Source organism: Streptomyces sp. NPDC090045 (assembly GCF_044747975.1).
GTDB lineage: Bacteria > Actinomycetota > Actinomycetes > Streptomycetales > Streptomycetaceae > Streptomyces.
This window is the reverse complement of the sequence record NZ_JBIVFA010000003.1, coordinates 443,151-468,452: the sequence shown is the minus strand read 5'-3', so window position 1 is coordinate 468,452 and position 25,302 is coordinate 443,151. Positions and strand designations below refer to the sequence as shown.

General features: G+C 71.4%; 19 protein-coding genes. 16 read left to right on the top strand and 3 right to left on the bottom strand.

From position 1 onward, the window contains the following. Window positions 1–54: 54 nt before the first annotated feature. A complete protein-coding gene (locus tag ACIPYQ_RS11000) occupies window positions 55–255 on the bottom strand; it encodes a chaplin (protein ID WP_383577993.1) in 201 nt (66 codons plus the stop codon). 414 nt (window positions 256–669) lie between these two features. Between ACIPYQ_RS11000 and ACIPYQ_RS10995 the strand changes: the two genes are divergently transcribed. After that, the gene (locus tag ACIPYQ_RS10995) at window positions 670–1,941 is read left to right on the top strand and encodes an alpha-L-fucosidase (RefSeq protein WP_401248710.1); all 1,272 of its coding nucleotides are present in this window, start codon (window positions 670–672) and stop codon (window positions 1,939–1,941) included. Here the strand turns inward: ACIPYQ_RS10995 and ACIPYQ_RS10990 are convergent. After that, the gene (locus ACIPYQ_RS10990) at window positions 1,917–2,885 is read right to left on the bottom strand and encodes a helix-turn-helix transcriptional regulator (RefSeq protein ID WP_401248707.1); all 969 of its coding nucleotides are present in this window, start codon (window positions 2,883–2,885) and stop codon (window positions 1,917–1,919) included. The genes ACIPYQ_RS10995 and ACIPYQ_RS10990 overlap by 25 nt on opposite strands. A gap of 266 nt (window positions 2,886–3,151) precedes the next feature. Between ACIPYQ_RS10990 and ACIPYQ_RS10985 the strand changes: the two genes are divergently transcribed. The 15 genes from ACIPYQ_RS10985 to ACIPYQ_RS10915 all read left to right on the top strand — a co-directional run bounded on the left by ACIPYQ_RS10985 (window position 3,152) and on the right by ACIPYQ_RS10915 (window position 22,267). Then, complete coding sequence (locus tag ACIPYQ_RS10985; protein WP_401248704.1) at window positions 3,152–4,444, top strand: lysine N(6)-hydroxylase/L-ornithine N(5)-oxygenase family protein; 1,293 nt, start codon at window positions 3,152–3,154, stop codon at window positions 4,442–4,444. Next, on the top strand, window positions 4,441–5,994 hold the full coding sequence (locus ACIPYQ_RS10980; RefSeq protein WP_401248701.1) for a class I tRNA ligase family protein: 1,554 nt from the start codon (window positions 4,441–4,443) through the stop codon (window positions 5,992–5,994). The genes ACIPYQ_RS10985 and ACIPYQ_RS10980 overlap by 4 nt, the downstream gene beginning before the upstream one ends. Next, entirely contained in the window at window positions 5,991–7,058 is a 1,068-nt protein-coding gene (locus ACIPYQ_RS10975) for an NAD(P)/FAD-dependent oxidoreductase (protein WP_401248698.1), read from the top strand. The genes ACIPYQ_RS10980 and ACIPYQ_RS10975 overlap by 4 nt, the downstream gene beginning before the upstream one ends. Continuing rightward, window positions 7,055–8,407 (top strand): MFS transporter, encoded by a 1,353-nt coding sequence (locus tag ACIPYQ_RS10970; protein WP_401248696.1) that lies wholly within the window; start codon window positions 7,055–7,057, stop codon window positions 8,405–8,407. The genes ACIPYQ_RS10975 and ACIPYQ_RS10970 overlap by 4 nt, the downstream gene beginning before the upstream one ends. Further along, on the top strand, window positions 8,404–9,675 hold the full coding sequence (locus tag ACIPYQ_RS10965) for an ATP-grasp domain-containing protein (protein WP_401248693.1): 1,272 nt from the start codon (window positions 8,404–8,406) through the stop codon (window positions 9,673–9,675). The genes ACIPYQ_RS10970 and ACIPYQ_RS10965 overlap by 4 nt, the downstream gene beginning before the upstream one ends. After that, the gene (locus ACIPYQ_RS10960; RefSeq protein ID WP_401248691.1) at window positions 9,672–10,961 is read left to right on the top strand and encodes a lysine N(6)-hydroxylase/L-ornithine N(5)-oxygenase family protein; all 1,290 of its coding nucleotides are present in this window, start codon (window positions 9,672–9,674) and stop codon (window positions 10,959–10,961) included. Before ACIPYQ_RS10965 ends, ACIPYQ_RS10960 begins: the two co-directional genes overlap by 4 nt. Further along, window positions 10,961–12,259 (top strand): ATP-grasp domain-containing protein, encoded by a 1,299-nt coding sequence (locus ACIPYQ_RS10955; RefSeq protein WP_401248688.1) that lies wholly within the window; start codon window positions 10,961–10,963, stop codon window positions 12,257–12,259. Before ACIPYQ_RS10960 ends, ACIPYQ_RS10955 begins: the two co-directional genes overlap by 1 nt. Window positions 12,260–12,290: 31 nt before the next feature. Then, the gene (locus tag ACIPYQ_RS10950; RefSeq protein ID WP_401248685.1) at window positions 12,291–13,505 is read left to right on the top strand and encodes an acyl-CoA dehydrogenase family protein; all 1,215 of its coding nucleotides are present in this window, start codon (window positions 12,291–12,293) and stop codon (window positions 13,503–13,505) included. A gap of 22 nt (window positions 13,506–13,527) precedes the next feature. After that, window positions 13,528–14,739 carry an acyl-CoA dehydrogenase family protein gene (locus tag ACIPYQ_RS10945; RefSeq protein WP_401248682.1) on the top strand — a complete coding sequence of 404 codons (1,212 nt, stop codon included), beginning with the start codon at window positions 13,528–13,530 and terminating at the stop codon, window positions 14,737–14,739. 40 nt (window positions 14,740–14,779) lie between these two features. Continuing rightward, window positions 14,780–16,501, top strand: a complete 1,722-nt coding sequence (gene tsrT, locus ACIPYQ_RS10940) for a tryptophan 2-C-methyltransferase (RefSeq protein ID WP_401248679.1) — start codon at window positions 14,780–14,782, stop codon at window positions 16,499–16,501. 308 nt (window positions 16,502–16,809) lie between these two features. Then, the gene (locus tag ACIPYQ_RS10935) at window positions 16,810–17,463 is read left to right on the top strand and encodes a response regulator (protein WP_401248676.1); all 654 of its coding nucleotides are present in this window, start codon (window positions 16,810–16,812) and stop codon (window positions 17,461–17,463) included. Between the two features lie 164 nt (window positions 17,464–17,627). Then, window positions 17,628–17,996, top strand: a complete 369-nt coding sequence (locus ACIPYQ_RS10930; RefSeq protein WP_361767609.1) for a cupin domain-containing protein — start codon at window positions 17,628–17,630, stop codon at window positions 17,994–17,996. Beyond that, entirely contained in the window at window positions 17,993–18,316 is a 324-nt protein-coding gene (locus ACIPYQ_RS10925; protein ID WP_401248673.1) for a hypothetical protein, read from the top strand. The genes ACIPYQ_RS10930 and ACIPYQ_RS10925 overlap by 4 nt, the downstream gene beginning before the upstream one ends. A 2-nt stretch (window positions 18,317–18,318) precedes the next feature. Next, window positions 18,319–19,725: an FAD-binding oxidoreductase gene (locus tag ACIPYQ_RS10920; protein ID WP_401248670.1), complete on the top strand. Its 1,407-nt coding sequence runs from the start codon at window positions 18,319–18,321 to the stop codon at window positions 19,723–19,725. A gap of 136 nt (window positions 19,726–19,861) precedes the next feature. Continuing rightward, window positions 19,862–22,267, top strand: coding sequence for a polysaccharide lyase 8 family protein (locus ACIPYQ_RS10915; protein WP_401248668.1), 2,406 nt, complete (start codon window positions 19,862–19,864; stop codon window positions 22,265–22,267). Window positions 22,268–22,290: 23 nt separating this feature from the next. Here the strand turns inward: ACIPYQ_RS10915 and ACIPYQ_RS10910 are convergent, their stop codons facing one another. Beyond that, on the bottom strand, window positions 22,291–25,302 hold the full coding sequence (locus ACIPYQ_RS10910) for an AAA family ATPase (protein WP_401248665.1): 3,012 nt from the start codon (window positions 25,300–25,302) through the stop codon (window positions 22,291–22,293).

The window sequence follows — 25,302 nt, the reverse complement described above, 5'->3', positions numbered from 1 at the left end:
GTGCGGCTCATCCCGGTGCTGTCCGCGACCGGGATGAGCCGGGCCTCACGACCGTCAGGCGTTGACGCAGACGTTGCCGGCGGCCGGGTTGAGCGCGCCGATGACGTTGACGCTGTTCCCGCACAGGTTGATCGGGATGTGGATCGGGATCTGGACCAGGTTGCCCGAGAGGACGCCGGGCGAGCCGATCGCGGCACCCTCCGCCTTGGCGTCCGCCGACGCCGAGGACGCACCGCCGATGACCGCCAGGCTCATCACCAGTGCAAGACCGGCACTCTTCAGAACACGCGACACGTGACATCTCCTTGTTACCGCACAGCGGCGCCGGAGCACCGCGCGGCCCCGAGGGGGACCGCCCCCTTTCATTCGGCAGCTGACGGCCGCCCGCCGTGGTTCGGGCCGCCGGTTCCCTCGAAGGGGTGTCCCCGCGGCCCCCGTTTGGAGGCATCGGAGGCCCGTGGCCGTGGGGCAGTTCGACGGAGCCCTGTTCGAGACGTCCGGTGCAATGCACTGCGGGCATCCGTCAATTCGCTGCCGGGCCCGTCGGCCGCAGGGTGAGAACCGACCACGGCCGGTGATCCGGTCCCACGCGCTCCGCGGGGACCGCGGCCTAGCGTCGGGGAGCGGCGGATCCGAGCCGCGCCGGTCTCTCGACGAGGACGTGAACGCATGCCGATGCAGCCCTGGTTCCGCGATGCCAAGCTGGGCATCTTCGTCCACTACGGCATCTACGCGGTGGAAGGTGTCCCGGAGTCCTGGTCGTTCCATTCCGGGCAGCTGTCGCGCGAGGCGTACATGGCACAGCTGGACCGGTTCACGGCCGCCGCCTACGACCCGGAGGCCTGGGCCGCTCTGTTCGCCCGGGCCGGAGCGCGGTACGCCGTGCTGACCGCCCGCCACCACGACGGGGTCGCGCTGTGGGACACCGCGTACGGAGACCTCGACGTGGTGCGGAACACGCCCGCGGGGCGGGAGCTGCTGGGCGGGTACGCCGGGGCCTTGCGCGAGCGCGGGCTGCGGGTGGGGCTGTACTACTCGCACTCCGACTGGAGCCACCCGGACTACGCGAGCGTGGTGCACCCCGAGCCGCCGAACGAGGACGTGGCCACGCACCCGCTGGTCGTGCCGGAGGGCGGCGTCGAGGATCCCGCGGCCTGGGCGCGCTACCTCGCGTACCGCGACGGCCAGGTCGGTGAGCTGGTCGACCGCTTCCGGCCGGACCTGCTGTGGTTCGACGGCGAGTGGGAGCGCAGCGAGGAGCAGTGGGGTCTGGACGCACTCGCCGCGAGGATCCTGCGGGCCCGTCCGGACACCGTGCTCAACGCACGGATGCTGAGCCACGGCGACTACGCCACGCCCGAGCAGGGGGTGCCGCTGCTGCCGCCGGACGGGCCGTGGGAGCTGTGCCTGACCGTCAACGACGCGTGGGGCTTCCAGCGCGGCGACGACCGGCACAAGTCGGTGCACCAGCTCGTGCGCCACTTCACCGAGACGATCGGCATGGGAGGCAATCTCCTGCTCGGGCTCGGACCGCGTGAGGACGGGACCTTCCTGCCGGAACAGGTGGAGCGGCTGGAGGGGTTGGGCGACTGGATCGCCCGGCACGCGGAGGCCGTGTACGGGACGGGCGCCGGGCTGCCGGCGGGGCACCACTACGGGCCGAGCACCCTGTCCGCGGACCGCCGCACCGTCTACCTGTTCTGCTTCGACCCGCCCCGGGAGACCGTGGCGGTACGCGGACTGCGCACGGCGGTGAAGCGGGTACGGGTGGTCGGCACGGGCGCGGAGCGGGCCCACCGGGTCACCGGCGGCCTGCACGACGTACCCGGCGTGCTGTGGATCGACGCGCCCGCGGCGGCGGACGCCGACCCCCTGACGACCGTACTGGCCGTGGAACTGGACGGGGAGCTGGAGCTCTACCGCGGCACGGGCCGGTCGTAGGCCTGCGTCTCCCCCGCCTCCGTAGCTGCCTGAGTATCCGCCTCCGTGTCCGCCGCCGTATCTGCCTCCGTGTCCGCCGTATCCGCGCCCGGTCGCGGGCCCGGGCCAGTGCGGATCGCACGGGGGGACGCACCGAGTTCGCGCCTGCAGGCCTTGTTGAAGGCCTGCAGGTCCGGCATGCCGACGGCCGCCGCGACCGCGGGGATCGCCAGGGTGGACTCGCGCAGCAGGTGCCGGGCCCGCTCCATCCTGCGGCGCCGGATGTACGCCACGACCGTGCCGCCGGTCTCCCTGCGGAACAGCCGGATGAGGTGGTTGTGGGAGACCCCGGCGGCCCGCGCGACCTCGGGCACCCGCAGCGGCCGGGCCAGGTGGGACTCGACGAAGGCGATGGCGGTCGCCGCCGAGGCGTGCGGCCGGGCACCGGGGCCGGTGGGCTCGGCGAGCTCCGCGACCCGCCACAGCGCCCCCCACACCTCGGCGTCCGCCCGGCGCGGGGCGCCCGGGGCGGCGGCGATGGCGCGCAGCAGGAGCTCGGAGAGCGCGGGGGTCCCGGCCCCGGCGTCCTGGACCACGGGTACGGCCCGCGGCGCGCAGGGGCGCCGCTCGCCGGGGCGCGGCTCGCCCGGTCCGGCCTCGTGGGCTCCGGGCAGCCGCAGATGGGCGTACAGGTGCTCGGAGCGGCCCCGGTAGCGGTAGCGCACCACCGCGCCCGGCGGGACGAGGCTCACATGGCCGGGGCGGATGGCGTGCGGCACGCCGTCGACGGTGAGTTCGGCGGCGTACCGGTACAGGTGCAGCTGCCACAGGTCCGGGAGCCGGAAGACGTCGAGGGAGCTGGTGACCCCGTGCAGCCCGACCCCGATGCTCACGACGGCGGGCGGTTCGTCGAGCGGCACGGCGGCCACCATCCCGGGCCGGAGCCAGTAGCGGTCATCCGTCATGGGCGCGGGGCGACTCTCGTGAGGGCGCCTCGGGCGGGCGCCACGGCGGTCGGTGCGGGGATCGCTGTGGTGGTCGGTGCGGGGGCTGGTGCGGGGACCGGTGCACAGCGAGCCATGTTTATCAGACCACTTGAGCCGGCGGCACCGTTTTCCCCGCCGAGATTCCCCAGTCGAAGGGACAAGTTCCCCTATCGATCGGGAACGGCGGAAATCTAGCCTCGCTACTGCCTGTCCGTGAGTCGGATCACTGTGATCGAGGGGGAAGTGTGGCTGATCGGGAGGTCGGTGTTCTGGCGATCGGTGCGGGGCCGGCGAATCTGGCACTCGCGGTGGCCATCGAGGAGTCGGGCTCGGCCGAACTGGCCGACGGCACACTGCTACTGGAACAGAGCCCGGACATCAAATGGCAACGCGACCTGCTCATGCCCTGGGCACGCAGCCAGGTCTCCTTCCTCAAAGACCTGGTGACCCTGCGCAATCCGAGCAGCAGGTTCACCTTCCTCAACTTCCTCCATTCCCAGGGCAGACTCGACGAATTCGTGAACCTCGGCACCTTCCACCCCTTCCGCTGGGAGTTCTCCGACTACCTCCAATGGGTCGCCACCTCCCTCGAACGCGTACAGATCCGCTACGGCGCCCGCGCCGCCCACATCGACCCGGTGTGCGAGACCGACGGATCGGTGTCCGGATGGAGCGTGCGGCTCACCGACGGGGACACCATCCGCTGCCGCGACCTCATCGTCGGAGGCGGACGCGATCCACGAGTACCGGACGTCTTCACGGCACTCCCCGGAGACCGGCTCGTCCACAGCGCCCAGTACCGCACGCGGATCGCCCAGATCCCGAAGGACGAACCCGTCCGCGCCGTCGTCGTGGGCGGAGCACAGAGCGCCGCGGAAATGTTCTTCGCACTGCGCGAGAACCTGCCGTCCAGTCAGGTGACGATGGTGGTCCGCTCGATGGGTCTGCAGAACTACCAGACCAGCAAATTCGTCAACGAACTGTTCTTCCCGTCCTTCGTCGACGAGTTCTACGACAGTCCGCCGGAGGTGCGCGCGCAACTCCTGGACGAAATGCGGTTCACCAACTACGCGGGCGTGGCACCGCCGTTCCTCGACGAGCTCTACACGATGCTCTACCGGGAGAAGACGCTCGGCCCGCAGCGGTCGGCCGTCCGGGCCATGACCGAGGTGGTGGGTGCCCGCCTCGACGGTGGCGAAGTACTGCTCGACCTGCGGGACCGGATCAGCGGCAAGATCGAACCGCTGCGGTGCGACCTGGTGCTGCTGGGCACCGGCTACGACCCGCGCAAGCCCGCACTCGTACGGGACCTGGCGGCCCGGGTCGGACTCGACGAAGTCACCGTGAGCCGCAACTACCGCGTCGACCTCGGCGAATCCACCTGGGGCGCCGTCTACCTCCAAGGCGTCAACGAGGAGACCCACGGCATCGCCGACTCCCTCATCAGCGTCCTCGCCCACCGCTCCCACGACATCCTCACCGACCTCCTCACCCGCCGCGCCACCACCACCGCCACCGAACCCAGGAGCGCGCGATGAAGCGGACGCTGGTGATCGCCCCCGGCCCGACCGCCAACGGCGATCTGCACCTGGGCCACCTGGCCGGCCCCTTCCTGGCCGCGGACGTGTGCGCGCGGTACGCGCGGGCCACCGGCCGGGACGTGCTCTTCGGCACGGGCGTGCACTTCACGCAGAACTACATCGTGACGACCGCGCGGAGGCTGGGCGTGCAGCCGGAGGACCTGCGCGTGCGGTCGGCCGGACAGGTCGAGGAGACCCTGGCGGCCGCGGGGATCCGCCCGGACGGCTTCGTCCGGTTCGGCGACCGGTACGTGAAGACGGTCCGGCACTTCTTCGAGCGCTTGCACAGCGCGGGCAAGCTCCGGCTGCAGGCCGTGCGGTTCCCGTACGCGCCGCGCACGGGCGAGTACCTCACGGACGCGTACGTACGGGGCGGCTGCCCGGTGTGCCTCGCCGACGGCTGCGCCGGGCTGTGCGAGAACTGCGGGCACTGGATCGCCTCCGGCGACCTGATCGGACCGCGCTCCACCCTGGATCCCGACGATCCGGTGGAACTGCGCGAGGAGCAGGTGCTGGTGCTGCCGCTGGAGGACCACCGCGAGGCGCTCGTGGAGTACTTCGCGCGGCAGAGCGCGACGATGCGGCCGCGCCTGGCGCAGATGATCGAGGAGATCCTGTCCCGGCCGCTCCCGGACTATCCCGTCACCCTGCCGATCGCCTGGGGCATCCCGGCGCCCTTCCCGGAGGTCGCCGGACAGGTGATCTACGCGGACGCCGAGACCATCGCGTGGAGCATGCACTGCACCGCGCTGGCCGCCGAGCACCGCGGTGCGGTGCTCGGCGCCGACGACGAGCTGTGGTTCTCCGACGCGGGCTCCGAGGTGGTGTACTTCTTCGGTTCCGACGCCGGCTTCGCCTTCGCGGTGGTCGGGGCCGCGATGCTGCTGGCACTGGGCGGTTACGTGCTGCCGGGGCACTTCGTCACGAACGAGTTCTACGAGCTGAACCACGACAAGTTCTCCACCAGCCGCGGTCACGTCGTGACGGGGCGGGAGCTGGCCGCCGAGGTGCCGAGGGACCTGATCCGGTTCTATCTCGCCTCGACCAGCCCCGATTTCCAGCGCACGAACTTCACCCGCGAGGCCCTGGAGCAGGTGACCGGGGCACGGCTCGTGCGCCCCTGGAACCGGGTGGTGGACAAGGTGGCCACGTGGACGGGCCGGGGACCGCTGGCGGTGTCCGAGCGGTCCAGGGCCGCGGCCGGGCTCATGCTGAAACGTTTCTCCGCCGCCTACGACGTCCGCCGGTTCAGCCTGACCTCGGTGGCCTTCACCCTGTCCGAGCAACTCGCGCGGCTGGACCGGTGGGAGGTGGGACCCGATGACGCGGGCGACTTCTGCCACGAGGTGGAGCTGTTCCTGCGCTGTGCGGGGCCGGTCCTGATCGATCTGGCCGGGGAGGCCTTCCCGGACCCGGCGATCCCCGCCGCACCGCGGGCCGCGGACACCGCTCCCGTCACTCGGATCACCCCCGTACGGTTGCCACGGCTGGCGGAGACGGGGCAGTGAGGGCGGCGGCCGCCTCCCGGCAGGTGCTCGTCGTGGGCGCGGGCGTCACCGGACTGCTGACCGCGGTGGAATGCGCGCTCGCGGGCCACCGCGTGACCCTGCTGGACCGGGGCCCGATCCCCAATCCCGAGTCGAGCTCGGCGGACCAGCACCGGGTCATCCGTACCTTCAGCCCGGACGACCCGGACGCCACCCGGCGGATGGCCGCCGCCCGGAGCCGGTGGCTGGAACTCCAGAACCTGCTGGGCACCGGCTTCTACCGGCGCGTGGGCGTCGTGACCGCCTGGCCCCGGGAGCGGCTCACCGCGGTGGCCGCCGCGGCCGCCGCGGCGGGGGTGTCCGTGGAGACGGTGGAGCCGGAGCACCTGCCGTACCTGGAGTTCCCCGCCGGCTCGGCGGGCGTACGGGAAGCCGACGCCGGAGTGCTGCTCGCGGACCGGGTCCTGCGGGCCGCGGTCCGGTGGCTGACGGGACGCCCCGCGGTGACCCTGCGGCCGTACAGCACGGTCACGCACGTGGACGTCGACTCGGCGCACGTCCTGCTGACCGGCGGGGAGAAGCTCGGCGCCGACCTGGTGCTGATCGCCGCCGGCCCGTGGACCCGCGATCTGGTCGCGCACCCGGTCGTCCTGCACCGCCAGACCATGGTGTACCTGCGGCCGCCCGCGGACGCGGCGCGGTGGTGGGCGGGCGCGCCCGCGGCGGGCGGCCTCGGCGCGGACGGACGGGCGTGGGCGATGCCGCCCGGAGACGGCACGCTCCTGAAGATCAGCTCCGACGCCGTCTCCCGGGACGTGGGCACCACCACGGACTGCGCGGACGAGGACCAGTCGCCCTGGGTGGCCCGGCTGGCCCGGGCGGCGCCGCTGGCCGGCCTGGACCGCTACACCGTGGCGGCGGTCAGACCGTGCCACTACGTGAGCGCCGCGGACACCGGCGGTGCGCTGCTCGCCCGCGTGGGGCCCGCCGTCTGGTCGCGGGCGGCCTGCGGCGGCTCCGGATTCAGTCAGGCCCCGCTCGTCGCGGGGCGGATCGTCGATGCCTTGACGAAGGGAGCGGCATGAAGAAGGAGGACACTCCGATCGGTGTGTTCGAGGCGCTCAAGGCGACCCCGACACCGGTCCGGTATCTCCTCGGGGGCGTGCTGATCAACCAGCTCGGCGCGTTCGTCCAGACGTTCCTCGTGCTGTACCTGACCTTCCGCGGCATGTCGGTGGCCGCCGCGGGGCTGACGTTGGTGGCCTACAGCGTGGGGTCCATCTTCGGCACCATGCTGGGCGGTGAGTTCACCCAGCGGTTCGGCCCCCGGGCCACGATCGTGACGGCCATGGCCGGTTCGGCCCCGCTGGTGGCGGCCATCTCCTGGCTGAGCGGGCCGGGGATGCTGTGGCCGCTGCTCGTCGTCGTCGGGCTGGCGGGCCTGTTCACCCAGGCCTACCGGCCGGCCGCGGCCGTGATGCTCAGCGATCTGATGCCGGACCGGTACCAGGTCATGGCGTTCTCGATGATGCGGATCGCGCTGAACATCGGCGCGGCCCTGGCGCCGCTGATCGCCGCCGGGCTGATCCTGGTCGACTGGGACCTGCTGTTCTGGATCGACGGCGGGACCGCGCTGGTCTACGCCCTGCTGGCCTTCGCCCTGCTCCCGAAGAAGACCGCGCAGGAGGAGGCCGGCGAGGAGGGCGCGGCCGAGGGCGGGACGGCACCGGCCGGCGCGGCCTCCGCCGGGGCCGACGGCAAGGGCGCCGACGGCGAAGAGGCCCGGCGCACCGGATCGGCGTACGCGGCGATGCTGCGGGACCGCAAGTACCTCTACTACCTGGCCGCCGTTCTGCTCGGCTCGCTCACCTACGCCCAGGGCCACATCGCCCTGCCGCTGGAACTGGTCGCCGACGACTACCCGACCAGCTTCTACAGCACGGTGCTCACGGTGTCGTCCGTCGTGCTGATCACCTGCGAGCTGAAGATCACCGCATACCTCAGCAGACTGCCGAAGCACGTCCGGGTCATCACCGGCCACCTGGTGGAGGCGCTCGGGCTCGCGGTCTACGGACTGTCCTCGCGGTCCGGGGCGTTCACGATCGCGGGCGCGGTGCTGGTGGTGTCCGGAATCATGATCGCCGCGCCGAGCATGTTCGCCCACCCGGCGACGTTCCCCTCGTCGGTGAAGGCCCGCTACATCGGCACGATGCAGGCGGTCGGCGGCGCGGCCGGCGCCGTCGCCCCGCTGTTCGGCGTCTACGCCTGGACCGCGCTCGGCAGCGGCTTCTGGCTGCTGTGCGGCATCGTGACCGCCCTCGCCGGGCTGCTCGCCCTGGCGGGCGTACGGCAGCCGCCCGAACCGGCCCCCGCCGTGGACCCGGAGGCGGGCGCGGCCGAGGGCCGGCCCGAGGTCGTCGGAGGTGCCTCGTGAAGGCGCGGCCCGCCACGGACGGGCCGGTCCTGGTCGTCGGCTTCGTGGGCGTGACGATGGCTGCCATCGGGGAATTCCAGGGGGACGGCTCGGTCGTCTACGTCGAGGAGCCGGACGTCGTCCGCAAGCGGGGGGTGCGCGACCAGATCGACGGGGTGGCCTTCGTCCGAGGCCTCATCGAGTGGGAGTACCACCTCACGGGAAAGGCCGACGAGTTCTTCAACGCCCACCCCGGGCTGGCCCCCGCCGCGGTCGTCCCCGCCATCGAGTACGCGACGCCGTTCGCCGCCCGGCTCGCGGAACGCTACGGCCTGCCCGGCGCGGGTCTCGGCGCCGCGCAGATCCTGCGCGACAAGGCGCTGCTGCGGCGGGTCAGCGCCGCCGCAGGCATCGCCAACCCGGCCAGTGTCCCCGTACGGGGCCCGGCCGATGTGCTGGCCTTCCTGCGCGGCCGGCCTGGCCCGGTCGTGCTCAAGCCGGCGAACCGTCAGGCATCGGTGGGCACCCGGGTGATCCGCGACCCGGCCGAGGTCGAGGCTGCCTGGGCTGACTGCCTCGTCCAGGACGAGGGCGTCTTCGTGCCCGACCGGCCCATGGAGCTCTCGATGCTGGCCGAACAGTACGTCGAGGGGCCCGAGTACAGCGTCGAGATGCTCGTACGGGACGGCGGCGCGCTCTTCGTCAACGTCACCGGCAAGCAGTTGTTCCCCGGCGCCCATCCGGTGGAGATGGCCCACACCGTGCCGGCCGGCATCCCGCAGGAGCTCGCGGACCTGCTCGGTGCGCAGACGTCCCGGGTGGTCGGGGCAGTCGGCTTCCGGGACGGGATCGTCCACTGCGAATGGATCGTCTCGGACGGTGTCCCGTACCTCGTGGAGTGCGCGGGCCGGCTGCCCGGCGGCGGCATCCTCGACACCATCCAGCGGGCCTATCCGGTGGAACTCCTGCGCAGCTACTACGCGGTGCTCAAGGGCGAGGACCCGCCGGGCGACCTGCCCCGGCGGGCGAAGGGCGGCGCGGCCGTCCGGTTCCTCGCGGCCGGGCCGGGCCGGGTGGCGGCCGTGCACGGCGTCGAGGCGGCCCGGCAGGCCGACGGCGTGTTCCTGGCCGCGGTCACCGTCGGGCCGGGCCACCGGTTCACGGGGCTGCACCACTCCTGGGACCGCGCGGGCATCGTCATGGCCGCCGCGGACAGCTCGGCCGAGGCGCTCCGGCGGGCCGAGACCGCCGCCGGCATGGTCCGAATCGACATCGAGGGGGAAGAGTGACTGACCGGGAAGTCGGTGTTCTGGCGATCGGTGCGGGGCCGGCGAATCTGGCACTCGCGGTGGCCATCGAGGAGTCGGGCTCGGCCGAACTGGCCGACGGCACACTGCTGCTGGAACAGAGTCCGGACATCAAATGGCAACGCGACCTGCTCATGCCCTGGGCACGCAGCCAGGTCTCCTTCCTCAAAGACCTGGTGACGCTACGCAACCCGAGCAGCAGGTTCACCTTCCTCAACTTCCTCCATTCCCAGGGCAGACTCGACGAATTCGTGAACCTCGGCACCTTCCACCCCTTCCGCTGGGAGTTCTCCGACTACCTCCAATGGGTCGCCACCTCCCTCGAACGCGTACAGATCCGCTACGGCGCCCGCGCCGCCCACATCGACCCGCTGTGCGAAACGGACGGATCGGTATCGGGCTGGCAGGTGCGGCTCACCGACGGGGACACCATCCGCTGCCGCGACCTCATCGTCGGAGGCGGACGCGATCCACGAGTACCGGACGTCTTCACGGCACTCCCCGGAGACCGGCTCGTCCACAGCGCCCAGTACCGCACGCGGATCGCCCAGATCCCGAAGGACGAACCCGTCCGCGCCGTCGTCGTGGGCGGAGCACAGAGCGCCGCAGAAATGTTCTTCGCACTGCACGAGAACCTGCCGTCCAGTCAGGTGACGATGGTGGTCCGCTCGATCGGTCTGCAGAACTACCAGACCAGCAAATTCGTCAACGAACTCTTCTTCCCGTCCTTCGTCGACGAGTTCTACGACAGTCCGCCGGAGGTGCGCGCGCAACTCCTGGACGAAATGCGGTTCACCAACTACGCGGGTCTGGCGCCACCGTTCCTCGACGAGCTCTACACGATGCTCTACCGGCAGCGGGCGGCGGGCCCGCAGCGCTCCGAGGTCCGGGCGATGACGGAGGTCGTGGGGGCGCGCACCGAGGGCGGGGAGGTCGTACTCGATCTGCGGGACCGGCTGAGCGGCAAGATCGAGCCGCTGCGGTGCGACCTGGTGGTGCTGGGCACGGGTTTCGACGCCCGCAAGCCCGCGCTCGTACGGGACCTGGCGGCACGGGTCGGACTCGACGAGGTCACCGTGAGCCGCAACTACCGCGTCGACCTCGGCGAATCCGCCTGGGGCGCCGTCTACCTCCAAGGCGTCAACGAGGAGACCCACGGCATCGCCGACTCCCTCATCAGCGTCCTCGCCCACCGCTCCCACGACATCCTCACCGACCTCCTCACCCGCCGCGCCACCACCACCACCACCGAACCCAGGAGCGCGTGATGGGGACCGGCGAGGGCACCCTGCTGGTCGTCGGCAGCGGGCTGAAGGTGTACCGGGAGTACCTCATCGCGCCGATCCGCCGCCGCGCCCGCGCGGCCGGCCTGGACATGGTGCTGCTCAACAACCTCAGACCCACCTGGCAGCGCGACTACTTCGACGAGATCATCGTCGCCAACGTCTTCGATTCCGAGGCGATGGGCGCGGCCGCCCGCCAGGTGGCCGCACGGCGCCGGATCACCGGCCTGATGTGCTGGGACGAGCCGCTGGTCCTGGACGCGGGCCTGCTCGCCGCCGAGTTCGGGGTGCCGGGTCTGTCCGTGCCCGGCGTACGCGGCTGCCGGGACAAGGAGCGCACCCGGGCCGAACTCACCGCGGCGGGTCTGTACCAGCCGGGTTTCGAGCTGACCACCACGGTCGAACAGGCCCGGGCGGCGGCCGAGCGCATCGGCTATCCGGTCGTGGTCAAACCACGGGCCATGGGCGCGAGCATAGGTGTCGTGTTCGCCGCCGACGCGGGCGAGGTCGAGGCGGCGTTCCGCATCGCCCTGTCCGCGAGCGAGGTCGATCCGGGACCGTACCGTGCGAGCGCCCTGGTCGAGGGGTACGCCCCAGGCCCGGAGATCAGCGTCGACGGCGCCGTGCACAAGGGCGAGTACCTCCCGATGTTCGTGGCCCGCAAGCACAGCAGCGACCAGCCGTACTTCGAAGAGCTGGGCCACCTGGTCGACGCGGCCGACCCGCTGCTGGCGGACGCCGAGCTGATGGGCACGCTGGCCCGGGCCCATCAGGCGCTCGGCATCGAGGACGGCATCACCCACAGCGAGCTGCGGCTGACCCCGCACGGGCCCCTGGTCATCGAGGTCAACGGCCGCCTCGGCGGGGACCTGATCCCCTTCCTCGGCAGGACCGCCACCGGCATCGAGCCCGGTGAAGTGCTGTTCGACGTGGCCACCGGCCGGCGGCCCGACACCCGTCCCACACGGCGGGCGGTGGCCGGCATCCGGTTCGGCTGTCCGGAGCGGGACTGCGTGCTGCGCTCGGTCACGGTGCCGGCCGAGGCGCCCGGACTGGTCACGGCCGCGCCGATGGCCGAGCCGGGCACCACCCTGCGGCTGCCCCCGGGCGGCTACCTGGCCCGACACTCCTTCGTGGTGTGCGAGGCCGACGACACACGGACCTGCCTGGAGCGGCTGGACGCGGCGCAGGCACTGGTCGTACTGGACGCGGAGCCGATCGGCCCGCCGGAGCCGGACGCGCCGTTCGAGATGCCGGCCGGGCTGCTCGACGTGGACGAATGACCGTCACCACACCATCATGTGAGGGGAACCCATGAGCACGACCTGGAGCCCTGGGGCCGAGGCACCCACCACCGCGGCTGAGATCCTCGCAAGGGCGAAGGCGCTGGCCCCGCTGCTGCGGGAGCGGTCGCAGGAGATCGAGCGGGCGAAACAGCTCCCCGCGGACGTCGTGGACATGCTGCGCGACACCGGGGTCTTCCGGATGTGCTTCGGCCCCGAATGGGGCGGGCCCGAACTGACGTCGATGCAGCAGGCCGAGGTCGTGGAGACCCTCGCCTACGGGGACGCCTCGGCCGGCTGGTGCGCGGCGATCGGCGCGATGACCGGAGCGATCAGCAACTTCCTGGACCCCGCCGTGGTCAAGGAGGTCTTCCCGAACCTGGACATGATCACTGCCGGGCTGATCGCACCGGCCGGCCATGCGGAGCGCGTTCCCGGGGGCTTCCGGCTGACCGGCCGGTGGTCGTTCGGCAGCGGGATCACCCATGCCGACTGGGTGACCTCTGGCGCGTTCATCTATCAGGACGGCGAGCCGTGGGCGAGCCCGGACGGCAGCAACGCGCACGCGTCGCGCCAGTTCCTGGTGCCGGCCGATCAGGTGGAGGTCGTCGGGAACTGGGACACCACGGGCCTGTGCGGCAGCGGGAGCAGCGACTACACGATCACCGACGTGTTCGTGCCCGAGGAGCACACCTACACCTTCTACAAGGTGCGGGGCAGGACGGACACCCCGATCGCCCAGCCGGACTCCTTCATGCGCAGCCTGTGCGCCGTACCGCTGGGGGTGGCCCGGGCCGCTCTGGACCACGCGCGGGAGACCGCGCTGACCCGGGTGGACAAGATGACGGGCGCCACGTGGGCGGACACCTTCCGCGTGCAGGTCACCCTCGCCGAGTGCGAGGCGGAGTTCAACGCCACCCGCAGCGGGGTCTACAGCAGTTCGCAGCGGCACTGGGACGTGCTGGCCGGGGGCGGCACGCTGGACGACCTCACCGCGACCGAGCGGGCGGCGTCCTCGCTGGCGTGGGTGCACGCCTTCCGGACCTCGCGGGCGATCGTGAACCGGCTCTACGACCTGCTGCAGTCCTGGTCGATCAACCGGTCCTCGCCGATGGACCGCTGGATGCGCGACACCGCGACCATGTGCCAGCACGTCGCCGCCTCGGACCTGATCCTCGAGTCGGGCGGGGCCTATCTGCTGGGCCGGCCGCCGAAGTTCCGGATGAGCCTCGGCATCGTCAAGTAGAGCCGAATCGGAGGGCGTTCACATGACCATGACCCGGACCCCGGGGGCCGGGGTGCCCGCCGACGCGGCGGAGCTCCTCGCTCGTGCGAAGGAACTGGCGCCGCTGCTGCGGGAGCGGTCGGCGGAGATCGAAGAGGCGCGACGGCTGCCGGCCGACGTGGTGGACATGCTGCGCGGCGCCGGGGTGTTCCGGATGGCCTTCGGCCGTGCGCTGGGCGGCCTGGCCCTGACGACGATGGAGCAGACCGAGGTCGTCGAGACCCTGGCGCACGGGGACGCCTCCGCGGCCTGGTGCTCGGTGATGGGGGCGAGCAGCGGGATCTTCAGCGCCTTCCTCGACGAGAGGGTGGCCAAGGAGGTCTTCCCCACCCCGGACACGATCATGGCCGGGCTGCTGCAGCCCACGGGCCACGCCGAGCGGGTGCCGGGTGGTTTTCGGCTGTCCGGCCGGTGGTCGTTCGGCAGTGGGATCACCCATTGCGACTGGGTGACCTCGGGCGCGTTCGTCTACGAGGACGGCACGCCGTACGCGAGCCCGGACGGCAGCAATCCGCACGAGTCGCGGCAGTTCCTGGTGCCCCGCGCGCAGGTGGAGGTCATCGACAACTGGCACACCATGGGCATGCGCGGCACGGGTAGTTGCGACTACACGATGGCCGACGTGTTCGTGCCGGAGGAGCGCACGTACAGCTTCGGCAAGGTGCGCGGCCGGCCGGGGCCGCTCGCGCAGCCGGACGCGTTCACGCGCAGCATGTGCGGTGTGGCCCTGGGGGTGGCCCGGGCCGCCCTGGACCACGCCCGGGAGATCGCCGTGACCCGGGTCGACCGGATGACCGGTGTGGCGTGGAAGGACCACTTCCGGGCCCAGGTGACGCTCGCCGAGTGCGAGGCGGACTTCCTGGCCACCCGCAACGGGGTGTACGGGAGCCAGCGCCGCCAGTGGGAGGTGCTGGCCGCGGGCGGCACGCTGGACGACCTCACTCCGGAGGAGCGCGCCGCGTCCCCGATCGCGTGGGTGCACGCCTTCCGCACCTCGCGGTCGATCGTGAGCAGGCTCTGCGACCTGCTCCAGACCTGGTCGATCCACCAGTCGTCGCCGATGGACCGCTGGATGCGCGACACCACGACCATGTGCCAGCACGCCACCGCCCAGGACCGCATCCTCCAGTCGGCCGGCGCCTATCTGCTGGGCGGGAAGCCCGAGTTCGGGATCTGCCTCGGCATCGTCAAGTAACGCCATTCGCCTGCGTGCAGGCCAGGGGGGAGAACATCCGATGGGCCGAGGCCTGGTGCTGCTGGTCAATCCGAACAAGGTGCACCCACCGATCGCACCGTACGCGCTGGACGTGCTCACCACGTCGCTGGAGGCCGCCGACTTCGAGGTGGAGGTGGTCGACCTCACCTTCCACCGGGAGGACTGGAAGACCTGCCTCTCCGAGTACTTCGGCGCGCGCAGTCCCGTCCTCGTCGGTGTCACCATCCGCAACACCGACACCGTGTACGCCTTCGAGCAGCGCCCTTTCGTCGGTGAGCACAAGGAGATCATCACCGAGATCAAGCGGCTGACGGACGCCCCGATCGTCGGGGGCGGCATCGGCTTCTCCTCCATGCCCTTCGCCCTGGTCGACTACTTCGGCATCGATTTCGGCGTCAAGGGACCGGGTGAGCAGATCATCTGCGATCTCGCCGACGCGCTGGTCACCGGGCGGGGAACGGACACGGTCAGCGGACTCATCCGCAACACCCCGGAGGGGGTCACCCGGGTGCCGCCGCCGGCGCTCACCCTGTCGAACCACCGCGCGGCCCGGCCGCGGCCCGCCGGCCAGTTCGAGGACCGGACCTGGCAGGTGGACCGCGCCGGGACGTACGTCCGCCGCTCCGGCGCCCCGCTCAAGGTGGACAACCTGCTGTACTACCAGCGCGGGGGTCTGGCAGGCATCCTCACCAAGAACGGCTGCACCTACCGCTGTTCGCACTGCGTGGAGCCGGACGCGAAGGGCATCCGGACCGGGCGGCGCGACGTCGCCGCCGTGGTGGACGAGATGCAGTCCCTGGCCGCGCAGGGGATCCTCGACCAGCACACCACCGACAGCGAGTTCAACCTGTCCATCGCGCACGCCAAGAACCTGCTGCGCGAGATCGTCCGGCGCAAGCACGCGGACCCCGCCAATCCCCTCAACGAGCTGCGACTGTGGGTCTACTGCCAGCCCTCGCCCTTCGACGAGGAGTTCGCGGGGCTGCTCGCCGCGGCGGGCTGCCGCGGGGTGAACGTCGGCTCGGACCACGTGCGCAAGGACATGCTGAGCGGCTGGAAGATCACGGAGAAGGGCACCACCTACTACACCTTCGCCGACACCGAACGCCTCGTCCGCCTCTGCCACGCCAACGGCATGCTGACCATGGTCGAGGCGCTGTTCGGCATGCCCGGTGAGACCCAGCAGACCATGCGCGAATGCGTAGAGGCGTTCATGGCACTGGACGCCACCGTGACCGGGTTCTCGCTGGGACTGCGGCTCTTCCCCCATACGCCGCTGGGCATGGCGATGGCCGAGGAGTGCGACGGGGTCCGGACGGTGCCGGGACTGCAGTCCAACACCGCCAACGGGCCCATCGTCCTCAAACCGTCGTCCAAGTGCTCGGGGCCGGTGGAGTACGAGCGGCAGTTCATGTTCGACGAGTCGGGCAACTTCCGTCTGGTCTGCTATTTCTCGCCGGACCTCCTGGAGGACACCGGTACGGTGAACGATCCCTCCGGGCGCTGGAGCCGGTCGGTGGATCTGCTGTGGGAACTCGTCGATCCCGCCGATCACCACAGGGTGATGCTGCCGACGCTGGCCGGGTCGAGCGAGCACGACAACAACTACGCGGACAATCCGTTCCTGACGAGTCTGAACGGCCTCGGATACACCGGAGCATTCTGGGCGCACTGGCGGGATCGGGAAGCGATCCTGCGCCGCGCACAGGATGTCGGAGTGGTCGGATCCGTCGGCGCGTGACATTGCCCGATTTCCCTCGCCGATGCACATGCGAAGCGCAGGAATATAGGGCGAATAGTGATGCCTTGGAAGGTATAACTATCACGCTCTCGGAATTCTTCCTCCCCGTTGCGGTGGACTGACGTCTGGACCATTCTGGATACCGGCAGGTCAGCGTGGACCGCCTTGCACGATCGAGTGGGGGGAAGGTACGAATGAACCAGAAAACAAGCACCGCGAGATTACTCCGGCCACTTTCGTCACATGCTGATGCACGAAGAGAGAACGCGCCGCTCCTGACCGAGGACGATCTCCCCGCCGTCCGAAGAGTGCGCACCACGGTCACCGTCGTCCTCGCCGACGCGCAGCCGGCGATTCGCCACGGGGTCCGTTCCGTTCTCGAACGGTCGGGGGGCATATCGGTGGTCGGGGAGGCCGCCACGGCCGACGAGGTGATCGCGGAGACGTCCCGCTGCCGGCCCCGCGTCCTCGTACTGGACCCGCTGATGGACGAATCGGCCGGGTTACGGGTGATACCAGAGATCCTCCGATTATGGCCTGAAACCGGCATACTCGTCTTTAGCGGTGCAGATGACGACAAAGCCATCACTTCCGCGCTCCAGGCCGGAGCCCGGGGCTATCTGTTCAAACGAGCCGACGCGGACCAGATCCTGCGCGGTATCCAGGCCGTCGCGGCCGGCGAGGCGATCATCGACAAATCGATCGCCGGCCGGCTCGGCTCCCTCATGTGCCCGACCAGCGGGCCGCAGTATTTCTATCCGTTCCCGCAGCTGACCAACCGGGAACGGGACGTACTGGAACGCATCGCCGCGGGGAAGTCGAATTCCACGATCGCCCGTGAGCTCGTACTCGCTTCGAAGACCGTCAGCAACCGGGTCTCCGTGATATTCGGCAAGCTCGGCGTCGCCGACCGCTCACAGGCCATCGTTCTGGCCCGGGACGCCGGCCTCGGGCACGGCTGATCCACCGGCCCGGAATCTCCCGTACCACCAATTCCCTTTCGACAAGGGAATGATTCCCCTGTCGAAAGGGAGTCACCGGCTTCTAGCCTGATCGACGGCGCGCACCGCCGGAATTGAAGGACGTCGATCGGAGTGGGACGTTGACCGACCATCAGCACGCCGACGTGACCATTCGCACCCGGGAGCCGGAAAACCTGGTCCGGGACCACGGACTGGACCTCAGACTGCTCCATCCGTGGCCCGGACTGGACACCCCCTTTCGCGGCGCCTGGTGCGTCCTGCGCCCGGGCGACGTGACGGACGCGCACGCGCATCACGAACGCGAGATCTTCATCGTCATGTCCGGCCGTGCCGAGGTGGTCTGCAAGGGCCGGCGGCACGCGCTGGCGGCCGGTGACATCGCCGTCATGAAGGCCGGAGTGGAGCACCACGTCGTCAACGGGCACGCCGAGGACTTCTCCTACTACGCGATCTGGTGGGGCCCGGACATGTCCGCCGAGTTCCTCGCCCGGCAGGCGGACGCGGCCTCGTGATCAACTACGAGGGGCGGAAGTTCCGCAAGCCGAAGGGCGACGTCCGGACCGTCGCCGTCTACCACCAGCAGGGCGACCTCGTCTGGGGAGAGGTCATCGGCGGCGAGGTGCGCCGCGGGTGGACCGTCGGCACCTGCGATCCGGACGGCACCCTTTCCATGGGGTACACCCTCGTCTTCGCGAGCGGCGAGGTGGTCTGCGGGCGCACGGTCAACACACCCGAGGTGGCCGAGGACGGCCGCCTGCGGCTGCGCGAGGTCTGGGAACGCTACGGCCCGCACGCCGCCACCGGCATCTCCTACATCGAGGAGGTCCAGTGAACATGGGCACGGGAAGCACGGGCGCGGGCGCGGCGCACAGCGCCTCCGAGGCGGACTGGGGGCGACTGGAGAAGGGCGTGGCGGGCCGCGTGCTGCGCCCCGGCGACCGGGGTTTCCGTTCGTCGAGCGCCCCCTTCAACCAGCGCTTCGCCGCGAACACGCCGAGCGGGGTCCTCTCTGCGGCGAACGGCGCCGACGTGCGCCGCGCCGTCGAGTGGGCGCGCGAGACGGGCGTCGGCCTCGTCGCGCGCGGCGGCGGCCACAGCTACGCGGGCTACTCGGCCGGCACCGGACTGGTCGTCGACCTCAGCGCGCTGAACAGCGTGTCCGCCGACGGTTCCACCGGGCTGGTCACGGCCGCGGGCGGGGCCCGGATGTCCGACGTCCGCGCAGCGATCCAGCCCCACGAGATGGCCTTCGCGCTCGGCAACGGAGCTTCGGTGGGCATCGCCGGCCTCACCCTGGGCGGGGGCTCCTCGTCCACCTCCCGCAAGCTCGGCCTGACCGCGGACGCACTCGTCCGGACCACGCTCCTGACCGCCGACGGGCGGCTGCTGACTTGCGACGCCCAGGAGAACCCCGACCTGTACTGGGCCTGCCGCGGCGGTGGCGGCGGCAACTTCGGCATCAACCTGTCCTTCACTTTCCAGGCCGTCCCGGTGTCCGACGTGTCCACCTGCCTGCTGCTGTGGGACGGGCCGGACGCCCCCGAGGTCTTCCCGGTGATGCAGGAGATCGCACGGAAGGCACCGGACGAGTTCTCGCTCAGGCTCGGCGTGAGCGCCGCCGCAGGACCGCAGACCACGGTGTCGGCCGTCGGTCTGCACCTCGGCCCCGCGAGCGAGCTGCGCGAGCTCCTCGGGCCGGCGCTCGCGCTGACCCGCCCCGTCCGCACGGACATCGCCGACCGCACGTTCTGGGAGGCGCAGGACTACCTGCTGCACGAGACCTCCGCCGGGGCCTTCGCCGTACGGACGCACTTCGCCACCGAGCCGCTGCCCGCCGAGGCCGTCGCCACCGTCCTCGCGCGGCTCGCGCGCCGACCGGGCAGTTCGAATCCGGACGGCTGCGGTCTGGCGCTCTACACGTGGGGCGGCGCGATCAACCGGGTGGGCGCGGCCGACACCGCGTTCGTCCACCGGGACGCACTGTGCCTGGTCAGCATGGACACCTCCTGGTCCGGACGCGACAGCGCGGAAACCGTGGAGGCGAACCTCCGCTGGCTGGCGGAACTGCGGGAGGCGGTGGCTCCGTACGTGACGGAGGCGGCGTACCAGAACTTCATCGACCCGGACCTGCCGGACTGGCGCACGGCGTACTACGGCGCCAACTATCCGCGGCTCGTCGAGATCAAGAAGCGGGTGGACCCGGACGGCTTCTTCACGTTCGGGCAGGCCATCGGATCCTGAGGGGCGAGCGGAGGTGACCGAAAGTGATCGGAGAGGCCAATCGGTCACAACGATCGCTTCCTCCGCGCTTCTTGAGCGTGATTTCGCACGCGTGCTAGAAACGGTCGACAGGGCACCCCCCAGCTCTGGAGGCTCCATGTCCGTTCCATGGTCCCGCCGTTCCTTCCTCCGCCTCTCCGGCAACGCCGCCCTGGTGACCGGAATCCCCTCGGCCGTCACCTTCTCCTCGGCCGGCGCCGCGTCCGCCGCGGCCGACGAGTTCGACCGACTCCGCGACAAGTGGCGCGGGATGCTGCTGGGCGGCGGATTCGACCCCACCGCCCAACCGTTCGCCGGAAAGCTGGCCCTGCTGGGCAGCGAGGCCGCCGGGCAGCGCGCGGCCATGGCGGCCGCCGCCGGATCGCTCTGGCCCGACCTGCCCCTGACCCTCTCCGCCTCGATCACAGCCAGCTACGCCCGGCTGGCAACCATGGCCCAGGCGTACGCGCAGCCCGGCACGGGTCTGACCGGCGACAGCGGGCTGGCCGCCGACATCGGGGCCGGTCTCGACCACCTCCACGAGCAGGTCTACCACCCGGCGAAGAGCCCGTTCGGCAACTGGTGGGACTTCCAGATCGGTTCACCGCACTTGCTGCTGGACATCTGCACGCTCCTGCACGGGCAGCTCTCCCCCGCGCAGCTGGCCGGCCACCTAGCGGCCGTCGACCGCTTCGTCCCCGACTCCTCGGTCACCCACTACACCGGCACCAGCACCGGCGCCAACCGGGTGGACCTGTGCCGCTCGCTCGCCCTGCGCGGCGTCCTCGGCCGCCACCCGGCCAAGATCGCGCTCGCCCGCGACGCCCTCTCCCCCGTCTTCCCCCTCGTCACCAGCGGGGACGGCTTCTACGCCGACGGCTCCTTCGTCCAGCACACCCACCTCTCCTACACCGGCTCCTACGGGGCGGTGCTGATCGGCGGCCTGGCCGGTCTCTTCTCGCTGCTCAGCGGTTCGACCTGGGCCGTGACCGACCCCGCCCGGCAGCTCGTCCTCGACTCGGTGGAGAGGTCCTTCGCCCCGTTCCTCTACAACGGCCTGATGATGGACGCGGTGTCCGGACGTGCCACCAGCCGGGGCAATCCGAGGACCAATGCCCACGGATTCCAGGGCGGCGACCACGGCCGGGGCCACGGCGTCCTCGCCTCCGTCGCCCTGCTGGGAACCGCCGCGAGCAGCGCGGAGCAGCAGCGCTGGCGCGGGCTGGTGAAGGGCTGGGCGCAGCGGGACTACTACAGCCCGGTGCTCTCGGACACCGACCTGGGCGTTGCCGCGCTGGCCCGGATCAAGGCCGTGCTCGACGACGGTGCCGTCCCGGCGATCGCCGAGCCGACCGGGCACCGCCTCTTCCCCGGCATGGACCGGGCCGTCCACCGCCGCCCCGGCTGGGCGGCCTCGATCAGCATGGCCTCCCGGCGGATGGGCTTCTACGAGACGGGCAACGGGGAGAACCTCCGCGGCTGGCACGCGGGTGCGGGCATGCTCCAGTGGTGGGGGGACACGTACGGCAACGGCCAGTACACCGACGCCTTCTGGCCCACCGTCGACCCGTACCGGCTGCCGGGGACCACCGTGTCGAGGAAGCCGCTCGCGGACGCGGAGGGGGGTGCGTGGGGTCTGCCGAGACCGGACGTGAACTGGGTCGGCGGCGCCACGGACGGGGAGTTCGCGGCGATCGGCCAATTCTTGCGCGGACTGTCGAGCACGCTGTACGCCAAGAAGTCCTGGTTCTGCCTGGCCGATGCCATCGTCTGCCTGGCGGGATCGGTGCGCGCCACGGACGGCGCCGCCGTCGAGACCGTGGTCGAGAACCGCAACCTCGGCGCCACCGGCTCCCAGGCCCTCACCGTGAACGGCGCCGCGCAGTCCACGGCCCTGGGCTGGTCGGCCGCCCTTCCCGGCACCCGCTGGGCGCAGATCGCCGGCCACGGCGGGTACGTGTTCCCCGGCGGCGCCACGGTCAGGGCGCTGCGCGAGGCCCGGACCGGTTCCTGGCGCGACATCAACACCGGGGGCACCACCGACCCGGTCAGCCGCCGCTATCTGACCCTCTGGTTCGACCACGGGGTGGACCCCGTCGATGCCGCCTGCTCGTACGTCCTGATGCCGGGTGCCACCACGGCCGCCACCGCGGCCCGGGCCGCGGACACCGGCTGGCTCACCGTCCTCGCCAACGACAACGCCCAACAGGGCGTCAGGATCGCCTCGTTGGGCGTCACTGCGGTGAACTTCTGGTTCGCGGGGACGGCCGGGGCCCTCACCGCCGACGGCCCCGCGTGTGTCCTCGTACGGGAGCACGGCGACGGCCGGGCCACGCTGTGCGTCTCCGATCCGATGCGGATGCGGACCGCTCTCACGGTCACGTGGCACCGGCCGGTGGCGTCCGTCCTGTCCGGGCCGGCCACGCTCGCCTCCGCCACCACCGGCTCGGCCCTCACCCTCGTCTTCGGGGACCTCACCGGTCTGGCCGGGGCCACCCAGCGGACCGAGGTCGCGCTGGGCTGAGCCCCGGGGTCGGCGCACGAGGGTCATTGTGCCGCTTCGGTCTCCAGGGCGAGGGTCGAGCCGGTGGCGGTCTTGCGGACGTGGAGGCGGTGGGTGACGCGCCGGCGGAGTTCGGGGACGTGGCTGATGACGCCCACCGTGCGGTCGTGCGCGCGCAGGTCGTCGAGGACGTCGAGGACCTTGTGGAGGGTGTCCTCGTCGAGGGTGCCGAAGCCTTCGTCGATGAAGAGGGTGTCGAGGGCCCGGCCGCCCGATTCGGCGGTGACGACGTCGGCCAGGCCGAGGGCGAGGGAGAGGGAGGCGAAGAAGGATTCGCCGCCGGAGAGGGTGTCGGTGTCGCGGTCCTTCCCCGTCCAGGCGTCGGTGATCTTCAGGCCGAGGCCGGAGCGGGCGCCGTGCGAGGCCCGGTCGTCGGAGTGGACGAGGGTGTAGCGGTGTTCCGACATGCGGGTGAGGCGGGTGTTGGCGGCGGCCACGACCTCTTCGAGGCGGGCGGCCAGGACGTAGGCCTCGAGCTGCATGCGGAGCCGGTTGCTGGTCGAGGTGCCGTTGACCAGGCCATGGAGGTGGTCGACGGTGCGGTAGGCGTGTTCGAGCGGTTCGAGGGTCCTGGTGTGGGTCGTGAGCCGGGCGAGGAGGCCGGCGAGGGCACGGGTGCGTTCGGTGGTGTGCGCGGCTTCGGCGGCGGCGCGGGTGTGACGGGTGGTGGCGGCGTCGAGTTGCGCGGTGGCCTCCTCCAGGTCGGCGGGTGGCATGCCGGCGGCCGCGGCGAGCTCGGGCTCGTGAAGGCGGGCGGTGGCGACTGCGCGTTGTTCGCGCCACTGGTTGATCTCTTCTTCCAGGGCGCGGACCTCGTCGTCGGAGCGCAGTGCCCGGGCGGCGGCGTCGAGGGAGTCGAAGCCTGCCGAACGGGCGCCTTGCTCCGCCTGCTCGGTCAGCTGCCCGTGTTCCGCGGCCGTGCGGAAGGTGGCGCCGGCGTGTTCGGCCGCGGTGGTGAGGCGATCGGCCGTCCGGGTGAGGTGCGCGATGCGCAGCGGGAGGTTCGGGGCATCGGCGCGGGCGGTGGCGAGCTTCTGGTCGAGTTCCTGGACTTGGGTGGCGAGGAGGTCGTGGCCGGTGTCGGCGGCGGCGAGCCTGGCGGCCGCGGTGGTTCGGGCACCGTCGGTGTGGAGGTGCTGCTGTTCCAGGGAGTGGAGTTCCTCGGTGGCCGGGCCGGTGTCGGCCGCGGCGTCGAGGGCTGCTGCCAGGCGTGTTTCCAGCGCGGTGTGTTCGCTGGTGAGTTCGGCCAGGGCGGTGTCTCCGCCCGCCTCGCCCCGGGCGGCGGCCGCCTGCTCGAGGAGCTGCTGCAGTGCGTCCTGGAGTGTCCGCTGGGTGTCCTGGGCTTGTGTGTGGCGGGTTTCGGCGTCCCTCTCGTCGGCGGCCGTGGGCTGGTCGGGGTGCGGGGCGGCCGGGTTCGGGTGGACGGGGGAACCGCAGACCGCGCAGGGTTCGCCGTCGGTGAGCTGGAGGGCGAGTTCGGCCGCCATGCCGTCCGTGCGCCTGCGCCGGATGTCGATGTGTTCCTGAGCGGCCCTGCTCGCCGCGGTCTGTGCCGTGAAGAGTGCCCGTTCGGCCTTTCCGATCTGCTCGACGTGGGCGTCGCGGCGTTGCGCCGCGTCCATGCGTGTGGCGAGCAGGGTCAGTGCTGCGGAGTGTTCCCGGACGGCTTCCTCGGCGGCGCGGGCTGCGTCGAGGCGGGCGCGGAGCTCCGTACGGCGCTGGGGCGCGTCGTCGAGCCAGGTTTCGGCGTCGCGCAGGTCCTGGGCGTATTCCTGGCGTTCGTCATCCAGTTTCTGCAGGTCGGTCCTGTGCTGCTGCAGGGCCGCCTCATCGGGCAGGAGCGCGCGCAGGGCGCCGATGTCGGCGCGCAGGTGCTGTCCGGCGCGGGTGAGCCCGGCGGCGTCGAGTGCGGCGTGCTCGGGCTCCAGGAGGGTACGGGCGTGGCGTTCTCCTTCCCGCGCACGGACGCTCTGTTCTGCGGCGGCGGCCGCGGCCTTCAGGAGCGGGGCGACCTTCTGCCCTTGCAGGGCGTCTTGTCGTTGCCGGCCGAGGTCGGCCTGCCGGTCCGTCTGTTCGTCCAGCGTCCGGAGGTCGTGGCGCGCTTGGCGGTGTGCCTCCTGGTGGGTGGCGAGGTCGCGTACGGCGCGTTCGCCGTCCCGGAAGGCGGCCAGTTCCGTCTCCGCGAGTACGGCGGCGGTGGCCGCGCCGCGCTCGTGAGCGGCTGCCTTGGCGTGCAGGGCGGTGGCCCAGGCAACGGCGGGGCCGGTGAGGGTGGCGGGGTCGGATGCGAGAGGGGCGCCCCGTTCGGGTTCGAGGTCGTCCCCGGCTTGCTGCTGGATGCGTTCGGTCAGGCGTATGACGGCCGTGCGGGCCTCGTCGCGCTGTGCGGCGAGGGTGTTCTTTCGCGCGGCCAGCCAGGTCTCGACGGATCCGAACCGGTGGGTGTGGAAGAGCCTGCCGAGCAGGTCCTTGCGGTCGGAGGCGCCCGCGCGCAGGAACTTGGTGAACTCGTTCTGGGGCAGGAGGACGACCTGGCAGAACTGCTGCCGGCTCATGCCCAGCAGTTCCTTGATCTCGTCCGCGGCTTCCCGGTGGGACCTGCTCAACGCTTCCCAGCGGCCGTGTCCGAAGGGGTCGGTGGTCCACTGGCTGAGGTGGGTCTCGGCCGCCTGCTGGGTGGTTCCCCCACCTCGGACTTTCGGCTTCGGCTGGGCGGGGACACGTCGGATCCGCAGGCGTTTCCCGCCGAGGGTGACGTCGAGTGTCACCTCGGTCAGCAGGTCCGCGGGCGCGTGGTCGCTGCGCAGCTTCAGCTTGCGGTCGGTGGGCGGCTCTCCGTAGAGGGCGACGCAGATCGCCGCGAAGACGGTGGTCTTCCCGGCGCCGGTGTCGCCGTGGAGGAGGAACAGTCCGTCGCGGGTCAGGGCGTCGAAATCGACGGTGTGGGTGCCGGCGAAGGGGCCGAACGCCTGCAGGTGCAGGGTGTGCAGGCGCAT